The following is a 20899-nucleotide window of genomic DNA, read 5'->3' as shown; positions in this document are numbered from 1 at the left end:
TAACGTGTGTAACAAATGATTCATCCTTACAAGATAAAAAGTGCTAGGAACATCAGTCGAAACGCTTGATGTTCCTAGCACTAAATTTTAAGATCAATGATTGTACTCTGGTTATTTTCTTATAAACGCGGCATCTTTTGTCAAGGGGTCTGTTACATCTGATACATATCTTTCTACTTTCATATGCAAATCATATTTTTCTCTAAGTTCCGTAATACGGATCATCATTGGAGAAGCGTGGTGTTTGTCTAATGCTTCCTGATCTGTCCAACTATCAATCAGCAGAACTGTTTCTTCATCGTCCATTGGAAAAAAGTATTCATAGCGACTATTCCCTTTTTCTGCACGAATCGCCTCTACAATTCCGCTGGCAATCATTTCTTTGGCAAATTCTCTTGCACCTCCATTTGTCCCACTATAATAAATATTTATAGTAATCGCCATCTGTCTTCCTCCCTAAATTTACTTGCCTTTTTACGTTCCCGACTGGAATTGAACCAGCGACCTACCGCTTAGGAGGCGGTTGCTCTATCCTACTGAGCTACGAGAACAATCTGTTTTAATTTTAGAAGTCTTCACTACATCTGTCAATAGACAAAAAGAAAGTATCCTGCATAAATAATTATGCGAGATACTTTCTTTCAGTGAAACACGTCGTTCGTTTATCTATTATTTTTTTTGCCGCCGATCAAGAATCATTTTTCCTAAATAATAAAGTCCTGTCGCAATAGCTATATATTGCCCAATTTTATTATTGCGTGCAACTTTTTCTTGTTTCGTTTTCGCCATTGTCCCCATCACCTTTCTAAAATAATTCTTTTTACATTTTTATTATAGTAGGTTCTGTCATTTTTTGCGAATAAACACACTTTTAAAAATAATCTTCTAAAATTGGCATGCCTTTGACTAAACGTTGGCCTAAACGTTGAGCTGTCGTTGCGTCTCCTTGCAAGCGTTCATAAAAAGATAACGTCTCTGCTGAACGATAGCCCAAGAATAGTTGCGTCCACGTTTGGATATCTGCTTTCAAAGCAGCAGTTCCTTCTTTTTCCACAGCACCTTTAGTCACTGTCGCTTTTCCTTGTTCGTCAATTGTGATTGTCCAAATACCTTCATTCCATGGCCCATAGGAATCTTCAATCTCTAAAGAATACGTTTCTTTTTCTCCTGATTGAAATGGATACTTTTCCAGAAATGTTTGTAACTCAACGATTCGTGCCATCATGTAAGGTAAAATTTTTACAGAAGCTGCTGGCGTTGGCATTAAATCATTTAAATCTTTTCCAGCAAAACCATTAATCCAATGGAACGATTGAACGGAACCACTATGTGAGCCAATAAACCCAGCTAAAGCTTTAAAAGCTGTATTAGTTAAATAGTTCCATTCTACGATTTCAAAGGTGCCAGCAGCTATCCGATAAATCACATAGCCTTCTGCTTTCCCTTCTGACGAATAATATATCGCTTGATTATTTGGTTTACTGGCACGATTCAGCGTATAATCCAGCCACCAAGTTTCACGGATCACACCACCAGAGTGCGCTCTTTGATTTTCAAGGTATACGTCTTTAATGACCTCTTTACCGTCAGCCCAAGAAACTCGTTTAATGGTACCCGGAACTCGTTTAACACGTGGCCAATCTTCCGTTTTAATTGTATACTCCACTTGTTCAAATGTTTGTTCATAGCCATATTGACGATAAAATGGATATGAAAACGGTGCTAAGTAAGAAAGGGCAACCTTTTGTTTCGCTAAATCAGCCAACATTTCTTTCATAATAGCAGAGATGCCGCCTTCACCACGATATTCTGGATAAGAAGCCACATAGCCAATTCCAGCCATGGGATAGCGGACACCATGGAAATTCACTTGAAAAGGTGTCGCCATCACTTGACTTGTTAATTGCTCATCAATTAGGAAGCCATAGCTTTGCGTATGTGACAACAATTTTTCAAAACGTTCTTGGCGTTCCGCCGTGGGTTCCTGATTAAAAGCATAGATAACAAGATCAAACATCTCTTTCATTTCTTCTTTGCCCATTTTTTTGACTCTTTTAGTTGTCATTTTCTTTCCTCCTCGCACATTGTATCAATTCATTTTATCACAGAAACGGTTCTCTTTCTAAAAGCCGTTATTTGCTGTCATTTCTTTGAACCAACGACCGCTTTTCTTAATGGTCCGTTTCGCATCATCATCTAAATCCACAGCGATGAAGCCATAACGATTTTTATAGGCATTAAGCCAAGACCAGTTATCCATACACGTCCACATATGATATCCTTGAACATTACTACCTTCTTGAATCGCTTGATGCACCCATTTCAAGTGATCCTGCACGAATTCAATCCGATAATCATCTTCAATGACTCCTTGTTCATTGACAAAGCGTTCTTCTCCTTCTACGCCCATGCCATTTTCTGAAATGTAGCAGCGAATGTTGCCATAATTTTCTTTTAAATTCATTAATGTATCATAAATACCTTTTTCGTAGATTTCCCAGCCACGGTAAGGATTCATTTTTTTGCCAGGCATATCGTAAACATCATAAAAATCTTCTGGAAGTAAGCCTTCTGGTCGTGTTTCAACAGGTGTTTCTTTTGCTTTGGCACGACGTGGTTGATAGTAGTTTACTCCTAATAAGTCCACAGTATTTTCAGCAATTATTGCTAAATCTTCTGGCGTTGTTTCTGGCAACAAGTCATTTGCTTTCGCCCAAGCAACCATATCTTCTGGAAAATGACCTTTAACAGCCGGGTCTAAAAACGAACGGTTAAAGAAACCATCGACAAATTTAGCCGCATTTACATCGGCCTCATTGTGCTCATCACGAGGATAAGTCGGCGTTAAGTTTAAAATAATGCCAATTTCACCTGATAAGTCCATAGAATGATAAACGGCAATCGCTTTGGCACTAGCTAAAGCTTCATGATAGAGTACTTGAATCCCTTCTTTTAGATTCACTTTATCAGGATAATGCCAGCCATAGAGATAACCACCTTCAACTGGTACAATTGGTTCATTGTGCGTAAACCATTTTTTCACGCGATCGCCAAACAATTCAAAACAAGTTTTGGCAAAGTCGACATACAAATCAACCACTTCACGGCTTTCCCAACCGCCTTTTTCTTGAAGTACCATCGGCATATCAAAATGATACAAGTTCATAAAGGGCTCAATCCCGTGTTCTAATAAATCATCAATTACTTGATTATAAAAATCAACTGCTGTTTGATTGACTTTTCCTGTTGTAGGATCTGGAATTAAACGGCTCCATTGAATAGATGTTCGAAAAGAGTTATGTCCCGTTTCTTTCATTAACTGAATATCTTCTTGGTATTTTTTATAAAATTGTGAGGTCTTATCTGGACCGACTTGTTGAAAAAATTTTTCTGGCGCTTCTTGATACCAAAAATCCCAAATATTTTGACCTTTACCATCACCTTCAAAAACGCCTTCTGTTTGAGGACCGCTGGCTGCAGAACCCCACCAAAAATTTTCTGGAAATTGATATTTCATGTTGTTTGCTCCTTTACGATTTAATCATTAAAAAAAGGATTGAACCCTCCGTAAGAGTCCGGACGATTCAATCCTTCGATTTTTTTACTCAGCTGCTTCTGCGGCTGCTTCTTGTTTCAAGTATTGATCTGTTGCTACTTTTACGAAAGGCATGTAGATCAAAATAGAAATCAATAAGTTAACAGCTGCTAAAACTCCGCCGGCGATACTCTTCGTTGCTAAAAATCCGCCAATAATTGGTGGTGTTACCCAAGGTGGCATAAAGGTTGCAGCTGGCACTAAACCAGTTGCTGTCGCCACATACGCAACAGTTACAAGAACCATTGGGACTAAAATAAATGGGATAAACATGATTGGGTTTAAAACAATTGGTAAACCGAACATGACTGGTTCATTAATATTAAATAGTCCTGGTGCTAAACTTAAGTTTGTAATGACTTTGTATGGTTTGTTACGACGACCTACGATAAAGATAGCAATTAACAGACCTAATGTTGCCCCTGTTCCACCTAAGTTTACAAATGAATCAAAGAAAGGTTTGTTTACAATATAAGGAATTGCTTTACCTGCTTCTAAAGCTTTAATGTTCGCATCAATCGCTGGTACGTTGATTGTTTGCATTAATGGGTCAACCATGTTGGCACCATGTAAACCAAAGAACCATAAGAATGGTGTAATGAAAGCTAACAATAATGCTGATGGGTAGCTGTTTGCAAGTCCCATAAATGGTTGTTGAACTGCTTCATAGAATGAAATAACGATATTGTCAATTCCTAAAGCAAATAGAATTGATGTAATTAAACTAAATAAACTGATTGTAATCATTGCTGGTAATAATGCTGCAAATGATTTTGCTACTGCTGGTGGTACACCATCAGGCATTTTGATAACTAATTTAGGATTGCCAGATAAACGTTGGAATAGTTCTCCTGAAATAAGTGCAATAATCAAAGCAATAAATAATCCAGTTGCGCCCATGCCTTCTAAGCCGCCAACTGCGAAGAATGAAGCTACAGAAACTGTACCGGCTGCAATGCCGTCTTTTCCATAAGATTTAACTAAATTGTGTGCTACTAAAAAGGCTACTAAAACGGCAAAGATTGCGAATGTACCGTTCCAAATGTTACCACCAAAGCTTTTCCAAATTGGTGCATCGTTATACATCATTGGGAAAATTTTGTTTAAAAAGTCCTCATATCCTGGAATTGGAATATTATTAATTAATACCGCCAAAGCCCCTAAAATCATTAATGGCATCGTTACGACAAACGCGTCACGAATTGCTACCAAGTGCCGTTGCGCTGCGATTACTGACGCTTTCGGCATAAAGTGTTTCTCCATCCATTGAACAAATCCGTCCATTGTTATTCCTCCTAATTAACGCTTTCTCAAGCGCGTTTTTCTTATAAGACGTATTGACAACGAGATTACTCGTTATCAATACGGCGATAAAGATCGATAATTTCTTTTGCTAAATCTGTAAATGCAATCGCAGTCATTAAATGATCTTGACTGTGCACTGTTAACAATGTTACTTGCATGTTATTGCCTTTTGCTTCTTCTGTTAACATTCCTGTTTGCGAATGATGTGCATGTACAAGTGATTCTTCTGCATCTGCAATTTTTTTGTCTGCTAATTCAAAATCCCCCGATTTTGCTGCGGCAATCGCTTCCATTGCATCGCTTTTAGCATTTCCGCCATACATGATTAAACCCATGATTGCTTCTAAGTTCTGTTGTCCGTCCATTACCTCTACCCCATTTTCTGCTCTAGTTTGATGATCCCATTAATGAAATTGCTTGATCTAAAACTTTTTCGCCATTCATCATGCCATAGTCCGCCATGTTAATTACATCTAAAGGAATCCCTTTTGGTTGTAATTTTTGTTCAAATTGCCCTTTCATGAAACGAACTTGTGGGCCTAATAATAAAACATTTACCTCTTTATTTTCCAAGTTTGTATCTGCTTCAGAAGCCGATACTGCAAAGATGTCTGCTTCCATGCCACGATCTTCTGCTGCTTTTTGCATTTTTGTTACTAATAAACTTGTGCTCATTCCTGCGGAACAAACTAACATAATTGTTTTTTTTGCCATTTTCCTTCATCTCCTAAATTCTCTTTGTTTTGCTTTACACCTTTATATAAGCAAGAAGCGTGCCAAGTTTCAACACATTTAAAACCTTGATATGACAACGTTTTTCAACATAGAAAGCGTGTACACACTAAAAATAAAACGATTACACACAGCTTTTTTGTGTGCGTTTCCAAAATAATAGGGCAACAAAAGAAAGTGAGCGATAAGTCGAAACGACTCATCGCTCACTTTCTAAAGCTGAAGAGAATCAACTGGACAAAAGCCGCTTTTTCCCTTTAAGCAGTTTCCATCATTTTAAGCATTTTATAAAACTGTTTCTTTTTAAAATAACTTAAAAAGATACCTAATACTGCGTCATTCAGTTTTTGTAACGCCCCATAAGAAACCATTGTTTCTGTATAACGCAGTTCACAGCTTTTTTCATCAATTGGCTGGAGCTCATACCGCACCGAGAAATCATTTTTAGTTGTGGATGTTCGAAATTGATAGGTCTTATTTTCTACAGCTTCTTCAATAACTATTTTCGCGCGACTATTTTTACTATATTCTTTGATATATTCAAACTTACGTAACTGCTTTCTTGTAAGAGTTTTGCCTGTTTGCTTACGGATATCAAAAATAACAGAATTCATTAATTGCGTGTAAAATTCATCTGCTGAAATAGTTAATGTTTTCGTAATTTCCATTACCGTTTCACCTCATCCTTTGTCGCCTCTTCTTCAGCAACTTTTTTTCCTTTAAAAAACAGGTAACCACCAAGTCCAATGAAAAAAATCCCCGTTGTCAGACTTAATAAATCATAGTTTAAGGAGCTGGGATTCAACGAATACAAAACAATCAAGAAGCCAATACTACATAAAAATAATCCATTTCTAATCATTTTCATCCATCCTATCTTTTTAGACTACCGTTGCTTGGAAGTATAAAACGCTACCCCAAGGTTGTTCCTTAATCAGCTGTTTTGCAACTTGTGCAGCAGTTTCAGGGTCTCCTTCAACTTCAAAAAATAACTTAATACCATTCTTTTCTTTAAAAGTAAATGTTTCATTTTCCCCTTGATATGCCTCTAATAAAGTAATAATTTCCTCTTGCTTCATTGCACTTGCAATCGAAATCATGCCGCTCGCTCCTTTCTATACAAGTAATTGCTGTTTTTATTGCTTATTGCTCTCTTTCGCCTAATGCAGGATCCATTTTGTTAGCAGCGATAACAAACGGTGTCCAAATCAAGAAAGTGACTACCATACATACCAACGCTACAATTGGTGCGCGCCAGTCGGCACCTGTCGCTAAGAAAGATAATAGCAACGGCGGTGTCACCCATGCGACTTGTTGAGAAACTGGGGCGACTAACCCAAGATACGTTGCAACCCAGCCAATTGTAGTAGCAACTAATGGCGCAATTACAAATGGAATAAACATAATTGGATTCAGAACAACTGGTAAACCAAACATAATCGGTTCATTGATATTAAAGATCCCAGGTCCTAATGATAATTTACCGACTGTTAAATAATCTGCTCGTTTAGAGAATAACAAGATTGCAATAATTAGGACAATTGTACCGCCTGAACCACCAAACCAAGCAAAAGCATCAAACGAACCACGGACCCACATGTAGGCTTTACCGTCGTCAATAGCGGCTAAAACCGCAGCTGTTCCTGTTTTTCCTTCATAACCTTTTTGGAAAATATCAATATTGATTAATTGTGCTTGTCCCCAAATTCCTTCAAGAACTGGTGCCAAAACGTTTGGCCCATGAATACCAAAGAACCAGAAAATTTGAACAAAAACCGTTACGATTAACACAGCTCCTAGTCCTTGTGATAACCCAAGGAACGGTTCCGCGATATATTTTTGAATTAAGTCAATTAATAATTGACCGCCTGAAAGTTTTGACACCGTAAAGTTAATAATCGCTACGACATACAACGCGATTGTTGCTGGTAAAATTGCCGCAAACGCTTTTGAAACTGCTGGTGGAACAGAATCAGGCATTTTTATTGTTAAATCCGCTTGCATTAATTTACAAAAAATAATAGTTGATAAAGCGCCCATAATCATCACTGTAAAGAAAGCGTTACCATTTAGATGGTTGAGATTTAACCAACCCCATGGATTGACAGTCAATTGATTATTAGCAATTGACGCACCAATTTCTGCCCCATTAATTGCGTTGGCAATCTTTTCTGGCACTTTTACAGCTAATTCAGCTGTGTTATTCGGTGCAAAAGCAACACCTGAAATTAAGGTAGCTAAACTGACAATCCCACCAGCTAGCTCATTCACATTGTATGCTTTCGCTAAGTTATAGCCCCAAGAAAAAGCGAAAATCAAACCAGCGATAGCCAATGTACCATTCCAAACAAAACCATTAATCCCAATGATGACATTCAATACTGCAAAAATACCTTTGTCTGCTTCCAAACTTGCCGCATAAGTTGAGACAAACTCTTGGGGAAGATCTCGAATAATTGCGTTAATCATTACGGCGACTGATCCAGCCATTGTCGCAGGTAATGTACCAATAAAAGCATCCCTTAGTGCCACCAGATGTTTCTGTGCACCAATTTTTGCGGCAGTTGGTAAGATATATTTTTCCATCCATGCCATTAATCCGTTCATTTTTATTCCTCCTGTATCCATTTATATTTATTAAAAAGGCAGTAGCCTCATTAAACGAATGAATCGAGCGTACAAAACAAAACCTTTGGTAACATGCACTATCCTTATTTGCTATTCACTTTTCCTAAACGTTTTAATTCCTTATCCCATTAATGAGATTGCTTGATCTAAAACTTTTTCGCCATTCATCATGCCATAATCTGCCATGTTAATTACATCTAAAGGAATCCCTTTTGGTTGTAATTTTTGTTCAAATTGCCCTTTCATGAAACGAACTTGTGGACCTAAAAGTAAAACATTCACCTCTTTATTTTCCAAGTTTGTATCTGCTTCAGAAGCCGATACTGCAAAGATGTCTGCTTCCATGCCACGATCTTCTGCTGCTTTTTGCATTTTTGTTACTAATAAACTTGTGCTCATTCCTGCGGAACAAACTAACATAATTGTTTTTTTTGCCATTTTTTCTTCATCTCCTTAAAAGTTATGACGTTATACACTTTATTTATAGCAATAATTGTGCCAAGTTTTTTCCTCATTAAAATACTGATATAACAGCTTTTGTCATCGAAAAAAGCGTGCACACACTAAAAGAAAACGCTTGCACACATGAAATTGTGTGTAACTTACAAAAAGAAAACATCAAGAAAAAAGAGAGCGTTTTCTCATTTCTTGATGTTTTTTTATTTATTATTATTTACTTTTAATTTCATTTTCTAAAAACATTTGGGTAACATGCGCAACTTCCGCTTCTGGAATCGTCACACGATACGCCCGTTCAATTAACATAAAATTCGTGCGTACGACATCGATTTCTAAACGATGTGTTTTAACATATTCCGCTAAGTTTGGAAAAGTTCTTGCTTCTTCTCCTTTAATTAAAGCATCTACCAGAAAAGCCAAATGAATCATGATTCCGGCATCCACCCCTGGTTCAACAATAATATGCATGTCTGTTTGTATTTGATGAACTGTTTTTTGTAACATGAGAATTAATTTTTGTAAGGAGTCCACAGAAGTAATGACGCCACTTAGTGAATGAACAATTGTATCAATTGCCACTTCATCACTAGCAATCCGTTTCAGTACATTTAATTTTTCATCATCAAAAATATCATAGACGGAAAAGAAGGGAATATTTTGATATTCAACATCCACAGTTCCCGCAATGGCCTTAATTTCATATTCTTCCATCAAGTTGTCGATATGTTTTTTAAACGTTTCTCGTTCAATAAATTGCATTTGAATCAGTTCCACTTTTGTTTCATCAATAACGGGTAAGATTCGTTGGTATAGTTTTGCGGCAACCCCTTCTCCTGTAAAGCACGTCACGATTACTGCTTTTTTTACGTTTTGACGTTTTTGCAGACTAGAACGAAATTGTTCTCTCACAACGCTTTCAAAAGAAAGTTGAATATTTTGGTAAATGTCCTCTAAACTTCGTCCCACGCTTGCCATTCGAATAGCTTCTAAGACAATCATTGTGCTCGTCATTGTAATCGCCTTCGTTCGGATACCTGTTTCTTCAAACAACATATTTCCAAACGAATTTAATGAACCCATATCCGTCAGTAATAAAATCCCATTGTTTAACGATTCTTTTTGCGTAATTACTTGGTTTCGTAATTGTTCATACATTGTTTGAACTTCCATCGTTAACGGCATATTCATCGCTGTTCCGATTGACGTTCCTAAAAGTTCTTGGGCGGTTTTCAACATACTTGAGGCAGTAGAATCCCCATGCATTAGGACGAACACACCAACATTATTTTCTGGAGTTCTTTCTTCTTTACCGACATTAATAGATAAAAACATACTAATAAAGCCAATTTCATCGAAAGGAATCTCTATGTTGTTCTCTTCTTCAATAATAGAAGATAAATCTAAGGCTACTTGAAATTCTTTTTTCATGTTTTTACGGACATTATTTAAATCAGGATGGACAATCACGTGACCTTCTTTGACACGTTCAATCGTACTTTGTAAATGAAGCGCAAAGGCAAAGCGTGCTGTTTCGTTGTACGTGTGTTCCAAACGCTCTTCTGCGATATCATAAAGACGATTCGTTAAGTCCCAAATAGCTTCTGGTAATAACTCCTTATGTAAAGAATGTTGGGTTAATTCTTCGACATAATTTTTAAAATACGCATTCATATCTTTGGAAATCAATTCTTCTAAATCAACATTTTCTAAGTCAGCTTCGGACAAGTCAGCGACTTTTTCTTCGATTTCATTGTAAACTTGCATGTCTCTAGCTGGATCTTGCGACCAAACAATTTTGTTGGTACCTGGTTGGAAAGATAAATAATTACTTTTACTGTCGACAAATTGATCCAAGCGCTCAGGCACTTCTTTAATTTTTAATAATCCTTTTTGGACAGGTAACGACAAATCCCGTTTACGGATAACCAAATGTTCTAAATTGTGCGTCCGATAATAAAGAAATGACTTAGCACAAACTAATTTTAAGTCCCGCTTCACCTGACCAATATTTCCTTCTGCATCGTATAACATGAACGCCAAAACTGCTTCGCGTTCGATATCAATTTGTTGGCCCAAACGTGTTGCCTCTTGCTGAATAAATAACGAAATGATGGCATAACGCTCATCTAGCGTCCGTGCATCTAAAGATGGTAATGTAATCGACATCGGAATCCGCCGATTAAAAGTGGTTAAAAAGTTTTCTGAGGATTCCGTTGTCGCACCAATAATTTGAACAGAGGCTTCATAGGTTTGACCACTTTCTCCTAATGGACGGTACACGCCTTTATCAATAAACGTAAAGAGCATTTCTTGACCTTCTGGCGGTAAACGATGAATTTCATCTAAAAAGAGAATCCCGCCATCTGCTTTTGCCATTAAGCCTGGACTATCTTCATTCGCACCAGTATAGGCGCCTTTTTTTACGCCAAAGATATGACCAAATAATAATTGTGGGTTTTGTGCATAATCAGCACAATTAAAAGAGACAAAAGGGGCATCTTCATCTAAGGTTTTTGAATCAATGGCAAAACGGTACATACATTCAGCAAAAAGAGATTTCCCTGTTCCTGTTTTCCCAAAAATAATCGTATGCAAACCTCTTGGTGGATATAAAATAGCCGCCTTGGCCTGCTGAATACTCACTTTTAAAGAATCATTGGCACCTACTAATGTGTCAAAACTAACAGAGGTGGACTCATCTACATGGACTTGTTCTCCTTCATTGATTGTTGGCACTGAATAGATAACAGGACGTCCAGTACTTCTAGTAATTTTCTTTTCTTTGAATAATTCATTTAAATAACGGCTGGCATTACTGCGATCAATCATTAACTGTTCTGCTACCGCCCCTGCCGTTAAGCCAGTTTCATTTTTTTGAAGTAACGCTAAGATTTCTTCCTTCCGAGATTTCATGGAATCCTCCTCGATACAACGTTCTGCTTGAAGCTCGTAAAGCGTTATTTCTTCGCTTTACGAGCTCCTTTGTTTTTCGTGTTTTTCTTTTTGTTTTTCTTCTTTTTGCGTGTTTCTTGCGGTTCTTTGACAACAGAATTTACTGTTTCTGGTTTTCTTTCTTTCATACTCTTTTTTTCTGAATACGTATCTTTGGCTACGTTCTTTTTTTCTAGTTCATCTTTGGCTTTTGGTTGCTCATGAAGTGCACCATCATATAAAAAGATTTCCTGATAAGGAATGGCCAATTGTTTCATCAAACGTTGATAATCCCTTTTGGTGCCATCGTTGATAAACGTAATCACTGCCCCTTGTGCACCCATCCGGCCAACGCGACCAGAACGATGAATATAGCTCTCTTCGGTTAAAGGAACATCTACGTTTACGACGTAAGGGACCCCTGTGAAATCTAAGCCCCGTGCCGCAATATCCGTGGTTAATAACAACTTCACTCGTTCTGCTTTAAATTGATCGATCGCCAATTTACGCAACTGTTTACTTTGATCTGAAGCCAGACCAATAGCTGGCACATTCTCATAAACTAATTTTTCTTCTGCTGCACCTAAATCAGCAACTTGATTGAAAAAGACCATGCTTCTGAATGCTTCTGTATGGGCCAAACGACGTAAGTAATCAGCTTTTTTTCTTGGTGCTAACCGAATAAAGTAGTGGGCGACTTGGCCTGCTGAAGTATCTTCTTCCGTCACATCAATCACCTGTAATTTTTGGCTTAAAGATTGCGCTTGATTCACGACACGATCAGCAGTCGCTGAATAAAAAACAAGTTGGTATTCGGTTGGTGTGTGTGTCAAAATTTGCTTGGTTAAACTTAGCTCTTCCTCTTGGAAAAGTTGATCAACTTCATCCATTACAATTGTTTTTAACAACTGAGCTTTGACTTTTTTGTTCTTCATTAACTCTAAAATTCGACCTGGTGTTCCGATTAACACTTCGGGACGTTTTTTTAACTTGTCAATCTGGCGTGAAACATTTGCCCCGCCGATTAACGTTTGAACCGTTAATTGAAGTGGCTTAGCCCAAGTCCGAGCAACTTCAGCAATTTGCATAGCTAATTCTTGAGATGGAGCAATAATCAACAATTGATTTCCCTGTCCTTTTTCAACAGTTAAGAGTAAAGGCAGCATGTAAGCAAGTGTTTTTCCAGTTCCTGTCGGCGAAATTCCTAAAACATTTTCTCCTTCGCGAAGGGGCGTAAAACTTTTTTCTTGAATTGTTGATGGTTCGTTAAAGCCAGAAACTTGCCACTGTTCTTGCCAAGCCTCTGGAAGTTGTTCTAAAAATCTCATATTGTTCCTTTCCTATCGCTTAATTCTTATTTATCAGCATCAAAAATAATGCCGGCACTATGACGTAAATCAGTGACTACTTTATTGACATTTCGAGCAAGCTCAACCCATTCTTCATACTTGGTGCCCCAATACTTATCTGTTGGGTTATTTAAAACTGCTGCAAAATCACGGGCTTCTTCAATCATTGGATTATCGGCTACTTGAATATCTAAGACATCACGTTCTTCATGTGCGCGATCATGGTACTCAGCCGAAGAAATAGCATTGACACTATCTAAAATCAAGGTCCCGTTTTCAAAGTAAATTTCGGATGGGGCAAAAGAATCACTAATTTTCCCAGTGTTTAACGTCACGTCAAACTGATCATAACGTAAAATAATTGTTCCTAAGCCATCGACACCTGTTGCAATTTTACTAGCAAAATAATGGCTTTCCTTTGGTACGCCAAACCAGCCCAAGGCTGCATAAACTAAATAAACGCCTAAATCTGCTAAGGCTCCCCCAGAAAAATGAGGAGAAAAAATATTTGGCTCTTTGCCTTCTAATACTTGATCATAGCGAGAAGAATATTTCATATACGTAAAATTCGCACCTAAAATTTGGTTTTTTAATGGCAATAATTCAGCAATTTTTTGGAAACTTTGCTCATGAATATTACGGGCCGCTTCAAAGAAATACACACGATTTTTATTCGCTAATTCAATAATTTCTGCCATCTCATCAGGTGTTGAAAAAGCTGGTTTTTCAACAATTACATTTTTTTTCGCTAAAATTGCTTGTTTCGCTTGTTCAAAATGTAATGAATTTGGTGAGGCAATATAAACCGTATCCATATGTGCAATACCAAAAAACGTCTCTAAATCAATTGCATATTCCACATCCCCATAGCGAGAACCAAATTCTTGTGCCGTTGCTAGTTTCCGAGAATAAACAGCCGTTAAATCGTACGCACCCGTTTCTAAAGCTGCTGCAACAAATTGATGACTAATCCAATTGGTACCAATTACGCCTAAATGTATCATAATCAAAAACCTCCATTTTTTGTTTATTTACTCTCTTTATAATAGTAATCTCTCGTACAAAAGTCACGTAATTACCCTGACTTAAAGCGCTAGGAGTTCTTCAAGTTATTTATTAGGATCATCAAATGCCTGTAATAAATCAAAGGTTACCTGTGACTTAAGTTCAATCGTTGCTGGTGTTACGTGGCAATTGTAAGCAAGGACTTGCACACCTTGATCAATTGCAGCACCCAGATTTTCAGCAAAGGCAGGTTGCATCTCTTGGTGAATCGTTGCTTGCTTAATTTCTTCAAATTGGACCACAAACAAAACGTAACAGCGGTAACCCGCTTTAGTTGCAGCCATTAGTTCAGTGACATGCTTCAAGCCACGAAGTGTTGGCGCGTCAGGAAAAGCACCGATGCCTTTATTTTCTAAAGTCATGCCTTTCACTTCGACAAAAGCTTGTTCGTCTGCATCCGTTTCCACTAGAAAATCAAATTTTGAATGTGCAAATCGTTGCTCACGTTTAACAGTTTGGATCGTACCAACTAAACCAGGAAGCACAATTTGACCATTTTTTAACGCTTCATTGACTAATGTATTCGGTACTTGGCTATCAATATTAATCCAAAAAGAACCTTTTTTTACTGCAATCAAATCGTAATCTGTTTTTCTTTTAGGCGATGGTTGATAACTAAGCGCCACAACAGCACCTGGTAAAAAAACTTCTTTCCCTCTGCCAGTATTTTTGACATGTGTGATTACTTCTTCATTCGTTTCCATTAAACGACAGTGTGCAATAAACCGATTGGGTCGTTCGATAAAATAAGCAAGTTGGACATTCGGGTACTTCATACACAGACTTCCTTTCTTACACACTATACCATAAAAAAACAAGGAAAAGTATAGACCAAAACCAACAATTTTACTATCTTGTGTCAATCATTAAATATTTGTCAATTCTCAGCGATTTAGTCGAATATTTTAGACAAGTTCTATATAATAAAGGTAACGAAGACGAATAAATGAAAATGAAGGTTAGGAGGAATTTCTTTGAAAAAACATTGGACTTTCTTGGTTGGTGCATCTTTACTTACTGGATTAGCAGGCTCTATCCTCTGGAAAAAAAATAAACAGCTCCCTTCCCCACAGGAGCTTCAACACAACTATACTGGGCAATGGTGGTTTGTGGACGTGAAGAAAGCCACGCAACACACCTTAGAAATCACCTCATCTTTCAATGTTTTCATTGATGGCAAACAAACGCATGCCTTGCTTGTTGAATTAACCCCTAAACGCTTAGTTATCTTAGACAAGTTAGGTTACCATTTAATCATTCAATGTGAAAATGGTGTCCCTGCGACGCTTTACGATGAAGCCGACGATGAAACCTACACACTAGAACGGGCCATTTACAATTAATAAATCACCCACGACACATAAAACGAAGTATGTGCGGTGGGTGATTTATTTTTTACATCCCTTGCAAAAGCATTCAGAAAGTTTTCTTACAACTTGAATATTATTAAATAGTCAAATGCGCCTTTTTCTGATAAACTTAGGATGATGTTTTTTTGAAAGGATGAGCCCCTATGACACCAAATCGCGAAGACTATTTAAAATTAATTTTTGAATTAGGTGGCGACGAAGTTAAAGTGAATAATAAACAAATTGTTTCTGGACTCGATGTTTCGGCAGCTTCGGTTAGTGAGATGATTTCAAAGTTAGTAAAAGAAGATTTGGTTGAGCATTCTCCTTATCAAGGGGTACAATTAACTGAAAAAGGCTTAAAAAAAGCGAGTACGTTAATTCGCAAACACCGAATCTGGGAAGTCTTTTTAGTAGAGCACTTAAATTACACTTGGAATGATGTGCACGAAGAGGCAGAAGTTTTAGAACATGTTACTTCACAGACGCTTGTGAACCGTTTAGCGGATTATTTAAATCATCCAGAATTTTGTCCACACGGTGGTGTTATTCCCGAAGATAATCAACCCATTCATGAGGAGAAACGCCAAACGTTAACAGACTACCCTGTTGGCACAAAAGTTCGGATTGCACGTGTCTTAGACGAAAAAGAATTACTGGATTATTTAGTTTCCATTGATTTAAATATTCAAGAAGAATATACGATTAAAGAAATTGCTGCATATGAAGGACCGATCACCATTTATAATGAAAACAAAGAGCTATCCGTCAGCTTTAAAGCAGCAAACACAATTTTTGTTGAGCCGTTGATTAGAGAAAGTGAGGAAAACTAATGAATGAAAAAGTAGCATTATTTACTATTTTCGGGGGGACAGGTGATCTTGCCAAACGCAAATTGTATCCTTCCCTGTTCCGCTTATATAAAAAAGGATTATTAGCTGAGCGTTTTGCGGTGATTGGTACCGCACGTCGGGAATGGACAGACGAATACTATCGTGAAATCGTTCGTGAAACCATTCAAGACTTAAATCCTACGGCCGAAGAGGCAATTGAATTTTCTAGTCATTTCTATTACCAATCACATAATGTGAATGATACGGAACATTATAATACCTTAAAAGAATTATCTGATCGCCTAAATGAACAATACCACTTAGAAGGCAATCATGTTTACTATTTAGCTATGGCCCCTCAATTCTTTGGAACCATTGTTAATCACTTGAAATCACAACATATTATTTCGGAAGAAGGCTTTGATCGTCTAATTATCGAAAAGCCATTTGGTTCTGATTATGAATCTGCCTACGAATTAAATGAAGAAATTCGTGCTGCATTTCCTGAACAAGATATTTTCCGAATTGACCATTACTTAGGCAAAGAAATGATCCAAAATATTTCAGCCATTCGTTTTGCCAATAATATTTTTGAATCACAATGGAACAATCGTTACATTGATAATGTCCAAATCACCTTCGCTGAAAGCTTAGGTGTCGAGGATCGTGGCGGCTATTACGACCACAGTGGCGCACTAAAAGATATGGTTCAAAATCATATTTTACAAGTCGTTGCATTGCTTTCGATGGAGCCTCCTGTTGCCTTTTCTGAAAAAGAAATTCGGACTGAAAAAGTAAAAGCTTTACGTGCCATCCGCCTTTATTCTGAAGAAGAAGCCCTTCAAAATTTCGTGCGTGGCCAATACGGCGAAGGTCAGCTAGCTGATCAAACATTTGCAGCCTATCGTGATGAACCGAATGTGGCAGAAACTTCATCCACTGAAACTTTTGTTGCTGGTAAATTTTTAATTGATAATTTCCGTTGGTCTGGCGTCCCTTTCTATGTTCGCACAGGTAAACGATTAACTGAAAAAGGCACACGCATTAACATCGTCTTTAAACAAGTACCTATTAATGTCTTCAAAGATGATACGTGTGAAGAATGCGATAAAACCGATTTACCACCGAATGTTTTAACTATCTATATCCAACCAACTGAAGGATTTTCATTAACCTTAAATGGAAAAGAAATCGGTCAAGGGTTCAATACAACTCCAGTGAAACTTGATTTCCGTCAAAGTGCTGAAATGACTGAAAATAGTCCAGAAGCATACGAAAAACTTCTATTAGACTGCCTAAATGGCGATAGTACAAACTTCTCTCATTGGGACGAAGTTGCCCAATCTTGGCGCATTGTTGACATTATTCGACATGCTTGGGATAAAACAGACGTTTCTTTCCCTAATTATGCCGCTGGCACAATGGGCCCGCAAGCTGCCTTCGACTTATTAGAAAAAGATGGCTTTACTTGGGAATGGCAACCAGATAACTGGTACCGTGACCGCGGTCAACTTAATCAATAAATAAGCCAAAAAAGATCCGCTAGTTAACGACTAGCGGATCTTTTTTCTTGTTTATTCGAATCCTTCAGCAACCGCTTCTGGATAATTTTCTTCAACAATGTGTGCACAACGGCCACAAAGTGTTGGTAATTTTTCATCTGAGCCGACATCTTGACGAACGGAACGACAACGGTCACACGTTTCGCCTTCTGCTTTTTCAACTAAAATAGCCATGTCTTCAAATTGAACAGCTTCACTAGGTGCTACTTCTTTTGATACTTCAAAGTCGGAAACAATTAGTAATTGAGCAATATCTGCATCAACAGCTGTCATTAATTGACGAATTTGTTCATTTGGATAAACGGTCACTTTGGCTTCTAACGATTTACCGATTAATTTAGAATGACGAGCTTCTTCCAACGCTTTTAAGACATTGTCACGGAAATCCATAAAGGCTGCCCATGTATCCATCAATTCTTCTTCATTAGTAAACGTTTCGTAACCTGGGAATTCAGCTAATTGCACATACTCTTCTTCTTCTTGTAAGAAACTCCAAATTTCTTCCGCTGTATGTGGAATAATTGGTGTCAATAGTTTTGTTAATGAAACCAATGTTTGATAGAAAACAGTCTGCATACAACGACGTTGATAATCGTTTTCAGCTTCAATATAAACGACATCTTTCGCAAAGTCTAAATAGAAAGAAGATAGATCTACAGTTAAGAAGTTCATAACTGTCCGATAAATATGCATGAAATTATATTTTTCATAACCATTTTCACGGATTTCTTGAATGACTTGATTTAAACGAACCGTCATGTATTTATCTACAGAACGTAAATCAGCATAAGCTACGGTATGCTCAGCTGGATTAAAATCACTCGTATTCGCTAACAAGAAACGCATAGTATTACGGATTTTCCGGTACACTTCAGATACTTGGTTTAAGATATCCATTGAGACACGCACATCGGCTTCCGCGTCAACACTACTTACCCACAAGCGTAAGATATCTGCACCCATTTGATTGATAACTTTTTCAGGTAAGATAGTATTGCCTAACGATTTACTCATCTTACGGCCTTCGCCATCGAGAACCATCCCTTGAGAAATGATTGATTTATAAGGCGCTACCCCATTGATAGCAACACTTGTTGTAATACTTGAGTTAAACCAACCACGATATTGGTCAGAACCTTCTAAATACATATCTGCTGGGAAAGTTAACTCTTCTCTTTCTCGTAAAACTCCTTCATGTGAAGAACCTGAGTCAAACCAAACGTCCATGATATCTGTTTCTTTGGTAAACTCGCCATTTGGTGAACCTGGATGTGTAAAGCCTGCTGGTAGTAACTCTTTTGCTTCACGCATAAACCAGATATTTGATCCATGTTCTGCAAATAAATTCGCTACATGTTCAATTGTTTCTGGCGTAATGATGGCTTCTCCATTTTCAGCATAGAAGATCGGTAATGGTACACCCCACGCTCTTTGGCGAGAGATTACCCAATCACCACGGTCACGAATCATATTATACAAACGTGTTTTTCCCCAAGGAATTAGCCAGTCAACTTTCTCAACTTCATCTAAAATATCTTGACGGAATTTAGAGATTGAAGCAAACCATTGTGGCGTTGCACGGTAGATAACTGGTTTTTTGGTACGCCAGTCATGTGGATAACTATGCGTAAAGAAATCTAATTTTAATAATGCGCCTTTTTCTTCTAATAACTCAGTAATCATTGGATTCGCTTTGTCATAGAAAATTCCTTCAAAACCAGGTGCTTCATCTGTAAAGACCCCACGGCTGTCAACAGGAGAAATAACAGGTAAATCATATTTACGGCTAACGATATAGTCATCTTCACCATGTCCTGGTGCGGTATGAACTAAGCCAGTCCCGGCATCTAGCGTCACGTGGTCGCCTAGCATAACAAGTGATGTTCGATCATAGAATGGATGTTGAGCTGTCATACGATCTAATTTTTCACCAGAAAATTCTCGCAAGACTTCTACTTCTTCCCAACCAATCGCTTCTTTAACTGTTGCTAATAAATCTTTAGCAATTACAAATTTACGACCGTCTGCCTTCACTTCAACATACGTAAAATCAGGATTAACTGAAATACCTAAGTTGGCTGGTAATGTCCAAGGGGTTGTCGTCCAGATGACGAAGGCTGTCTCGTTATCTAAAAGACCTTTACCATCGACCACATTAAAAGCTACGTAAATAGAAGGTGATTTTACATCTTTGTATTCAATTTCTGCTTCTGCTAAAGAAGATTCACTTGAAGGAGACCAATAAATTGGTTTTAAGCCTTTATAAATATAGCCTTTTTCTGCCATCTTACCAAAAACACGAATTTCTGCTGCTTCATACTCTGGATCTAACGTAATGTATGGATGTTCCCAATCGCCTGACACACCTAAACGTTTAAAATCGTTACGTTGTTTATCGACTTGTGATAAGGCATACTCTTTACATTTTTCGCGATACTCAGCGACAGTCATTTCTTTACGTTTAACCCCTTTATTGGTTAACACTTGCTCAATTGGTAAACCATGGGTATCCCAACCAGGCACATAAGGAGAACGGAAACCAGACATTGATTTTGAACGAATAATAATATCTTTACTGATTTTATTCAAAGAATGTCCTAAATGAATATTTCCGTTTGCATACGGAGGGCCATCATGTAAAACAAAGGTTGGTTTTCCTTCGTTTAATTTTTGACGTTGTTCATATAAGCCTTTTTCTTCCCAGTCTTTTTGCCATTCTGCTTCACGGTTTGGCAAGTTCCCACGCATTGGAAAAGCTGTTTTTCCTAATTGCAATGTTTCTTTCATTTTCATATGCATTTGCCTCGCTTTCATTTTATCGATTTAATTGTGTTAGTTCATACTAAAGATGAACGATAGCTGATAAAAGTAGATAAAAAAAGAGTACTCCATCCCAAGGGACGAAGTACTCGTGTTACCACCCAAATTCAAAGTAGAGTTGCCCCTACTTTCTCTGAAATTGATAACGGTAATTATCCGGCAGTTCCTACTCAAGTGTTCAGAACTGCATCTAGGATAGAGGATCTGTTTAATGCCAGTGTCTGTCAAACTTTCACTATCATTGACTCGCTGCTAAGAATAAACATTAAAC

The 20899-nt window shown here is 37.7% G+C and carries 19 protein-coding genes and 1 tRNA gene; 3 read left to right on the top strand and 17 right to left on the bottom strand.

The features are described from left to right. Positions 1-111 precede the first annotated feature (111 nt). The 16 genes from IGK03_RS04405 to sfsA form a co-directional block, all read right to left on the bottom strand. Positions 112-444: a putative quinol monooxygenase gene (locus tag IGK03_RS04405; protein WP_202334790.1), complete on the bottom strand. Its 333-nt coding sequence runs from the start codon at positions 442-444 to the stop codon at positions 112-114. Positions 445-477: 33 nt separating this feature from the next. Beyond that, a tRNA-Arg gene (locus tag IGK03_RS04400) sits at positions 478-551 on the bottom strand. Positions 552-871: 320 nt separating this feature from the next. After that, on the bottom strand, positions 872-2065 hold the full coding sequence (locus IGK03_RS04395) for a GNAT family N-acetyltransferase (protein WP_010715080.1): 1194 nt from the start codon (positions 2063-2065) through the stop codon (positions 872-874). Positions 2066-2122: 57 nt separating this feature from the next. Beyond that, positions 2123-3517: a glycoside hydrolase family 1 protein gene (locus IGK03_RS04390; RefSeq protein WP_202334789.1), complete on the bottom strand. Its 1395-nt coding sequence runs from the start codon at positions 3515-3517 to the stop codon at positions 2123-2125. An 84-nt stretch (positions 3518-3601) separates the two neighbouring features. Then, entirely contained in the window at positions 3602-4879 is a 1278-nt protein-coding gene (locus IGK03_RS04385) for a PTS sugar transporter subunit IIC (RefSeq protein WP_002355920.1), read from the bottom strand. 65 nt (positions 4880-4944) lie between these two features. Further along, positions 4945-5265, bottom strand: a complete 321-nt coding sequence (locus IGK03_RS04380; protein ID WP_002355919.1) for a PTS lactose/cellobiose transporter subunit IIA — start codon at positions 5263-5265, stop codon at positions 4945-4947. 22 nt (positions 5266-5287) lie between these two features. Then, complete coding sequence (locus IGK03_RS04375) at positions 5288-5614, bottom strand: PTS sugar transporter subunit IIB (RefSeq protein ID WP_002355918.1); 327 nt, start codon at positions 5612-5614, stop codon at positions 5288-5290. A gap of 275 nt (positions 5615-5889) precedes the next feature. After that, positions 5890-6300 (bottom strand): DUF3284 domain-containing protein, encoded by a 411-nt coding sequence (locus IGK03_RS04370; protein ID WP_002355917.1) that lies wholly within the window; start codon positions 6298-6300, stop codon positions 5890-5892. Continuing rightward, positions 6300-6500 (bottom strand): DUF3188 domain-containing protein, encoded by a 201-nt coding sequence (locus IGK03_RS04365; protein ID WP_002355916.1) that lies wholly within the window; start codon positions 6498-6500, stop codon positions 6300-6302. Before IGK03_RS04365 ends, IGK03_RS04370 begins: the two co-directional genes overlap by 1 nt. Before the next feature lie 13 nt (positions 6501-6513). Then, positions 6514-6732 (bottom strand): hypothetical protein, encoded by a 219-nt coding sequence (locus IGK03_RS04360; RefSeq protein WP_002378139.1) that lies wholly within the window; start codon positions 6730-6732, stop codon positions 6514-6516. Between the two features lie 43 nt (positions 6733-6775). Continuing rightward, entirely contained in the window at positions 6776-8239 is a 1464-nt protein-coding gene (locus tag IGK03_RS04355) for a PTS sugar transporter subunit IIC (RefSeq protein WP_002369870.1), read from the bottom strand. A gap of 141 nt (positions 8240-8380) precedes the next feature. Next, positions 8381-8698, bottom strand: coding sequence for a PTS sugar transporter subunit IIB (locus IGK03_RS04350; RefSeq protein ID WP_002355913.1), 318 nt, complete (start codon positions 8696-8698; stop codon positions 8381-8383). A gap of 231 nt (positions 8699-8929) precedes the next feature. Beyond that, a complete protein-coding gene (locus IGK03_RS04345) occupies positions 8930-11632 on the bottom strand; it encodes a sigma 54-interacting transcriptional regulator (RefSeq protein WP_202334788.1) in 2703 nt (900 codons plus the stop codon). Positions 11633-11676: 44 nt separating this feature from the next. Beyond that, positions 11677-12978, bottom strand: a complete 1302-nt coding sequence (locus IGK03_RS04340) for a DEAD/DEAH box helicase (protein ID WP_202334787.1) — start codon at positions 12976-12978, stop codon at positions 11677-11679. A 26-nt stretch (positions 12979-13004) separates the two neighbouring features. Further along, entirely contained in the window at positions 13005-14003 is a 999-nt protein-coding gene (locus tag IGK03_RS04335; protein ID WP_002383416.1) for a Gfo/Idh/MocA family protein, read from the bottom strand. 105 nt (positions 14004-14108) lie between these two features. Then, positions 14109-14840, bottom strand: coding sequence for a DNA/RNA nuclease SfsA (gene sfsA, locus IGK03_RS04330; protein WP_002378135.1), 732 nt, complete (start codon positions 14838-14840; stop codon positions 14109-14111). Between the two features lie 198 nt (positions 14841-15038). Between sfsA and IGK03_RS04325 the strand changes: the two genes are divergently transcribed. The 3 genes from IGK03_RS04325 to zwf all read left to right on the top strand — a co-directional run bounded on the left by IGK03_RS04325 (position 15039) and on the right by zwf (position 17769). After that, positions 15039-15407 (top strand): DUF4828 domain-containing protein, encoded by a 369-nt coding sequence (locus IGK03_RS04325; RefSeq protein ID WP_049095736.1) that lies wholly within the window; start codon positions 15039-15041, stop codon positions 15405-15407. Positions 15408-15577: 170 nt separating this feature from the next. Beyond that, the gene (locus tag IGK03_RS04320; protein ID WP_002355907.1) at positions 15578-16246 is read left to right on the top strand and encodes a metal-dependent transcriptional regulator; all 669 of its coding nucleotides are present in this window, start codon (positions 15578-15580) and stop codon (positions 16244-16246) included. Beyond that, positions 16246-17769, top strand: coding sequence for a glucose-6-phosphate dehydrogenase (gene zwf, locus IGK03_RS04315; protein ID WP_049095735.1), 1524 nt, complete (start codon positions 16246-16248; stop codon positions 17767-17769). Before IGK03_RS04320 ends, zwf begins: the two co-directional genes overlap by 1 nt. A gap of 51 nt (positions 17770-17820) precedes the next feature. Here zwf and ileS read toward each other — a convergent pair whose 3' ends face one another. Beyond that, positions 17821-20601, bottom strand: a complete 2781-nt coding sequence (gene ileS / locus IGK03_RS04310) for an isoleucine--tRNA ligase (RefSeq protein ID WP_010713806.1) — start codon at positions 20599-20601, stop codon at positions 17821-17823. Positions 20602-20899 lie beyond the last annotated feature (298 nt).

The organism is Enterococcus sp. DIV2453a, from assembly GCF_050533535.1.
GTDB lineage: Bacteria > Bacillota > Bacilli > Lactobacillales > Enterococcaceae > Enterococcus > Enterococcus faecalis.
The sequence above is the reverse complement of the archived record's forward strand: the minus strand, read 5'-3'. Positions and strand labels throughout refer to the sequence as shown.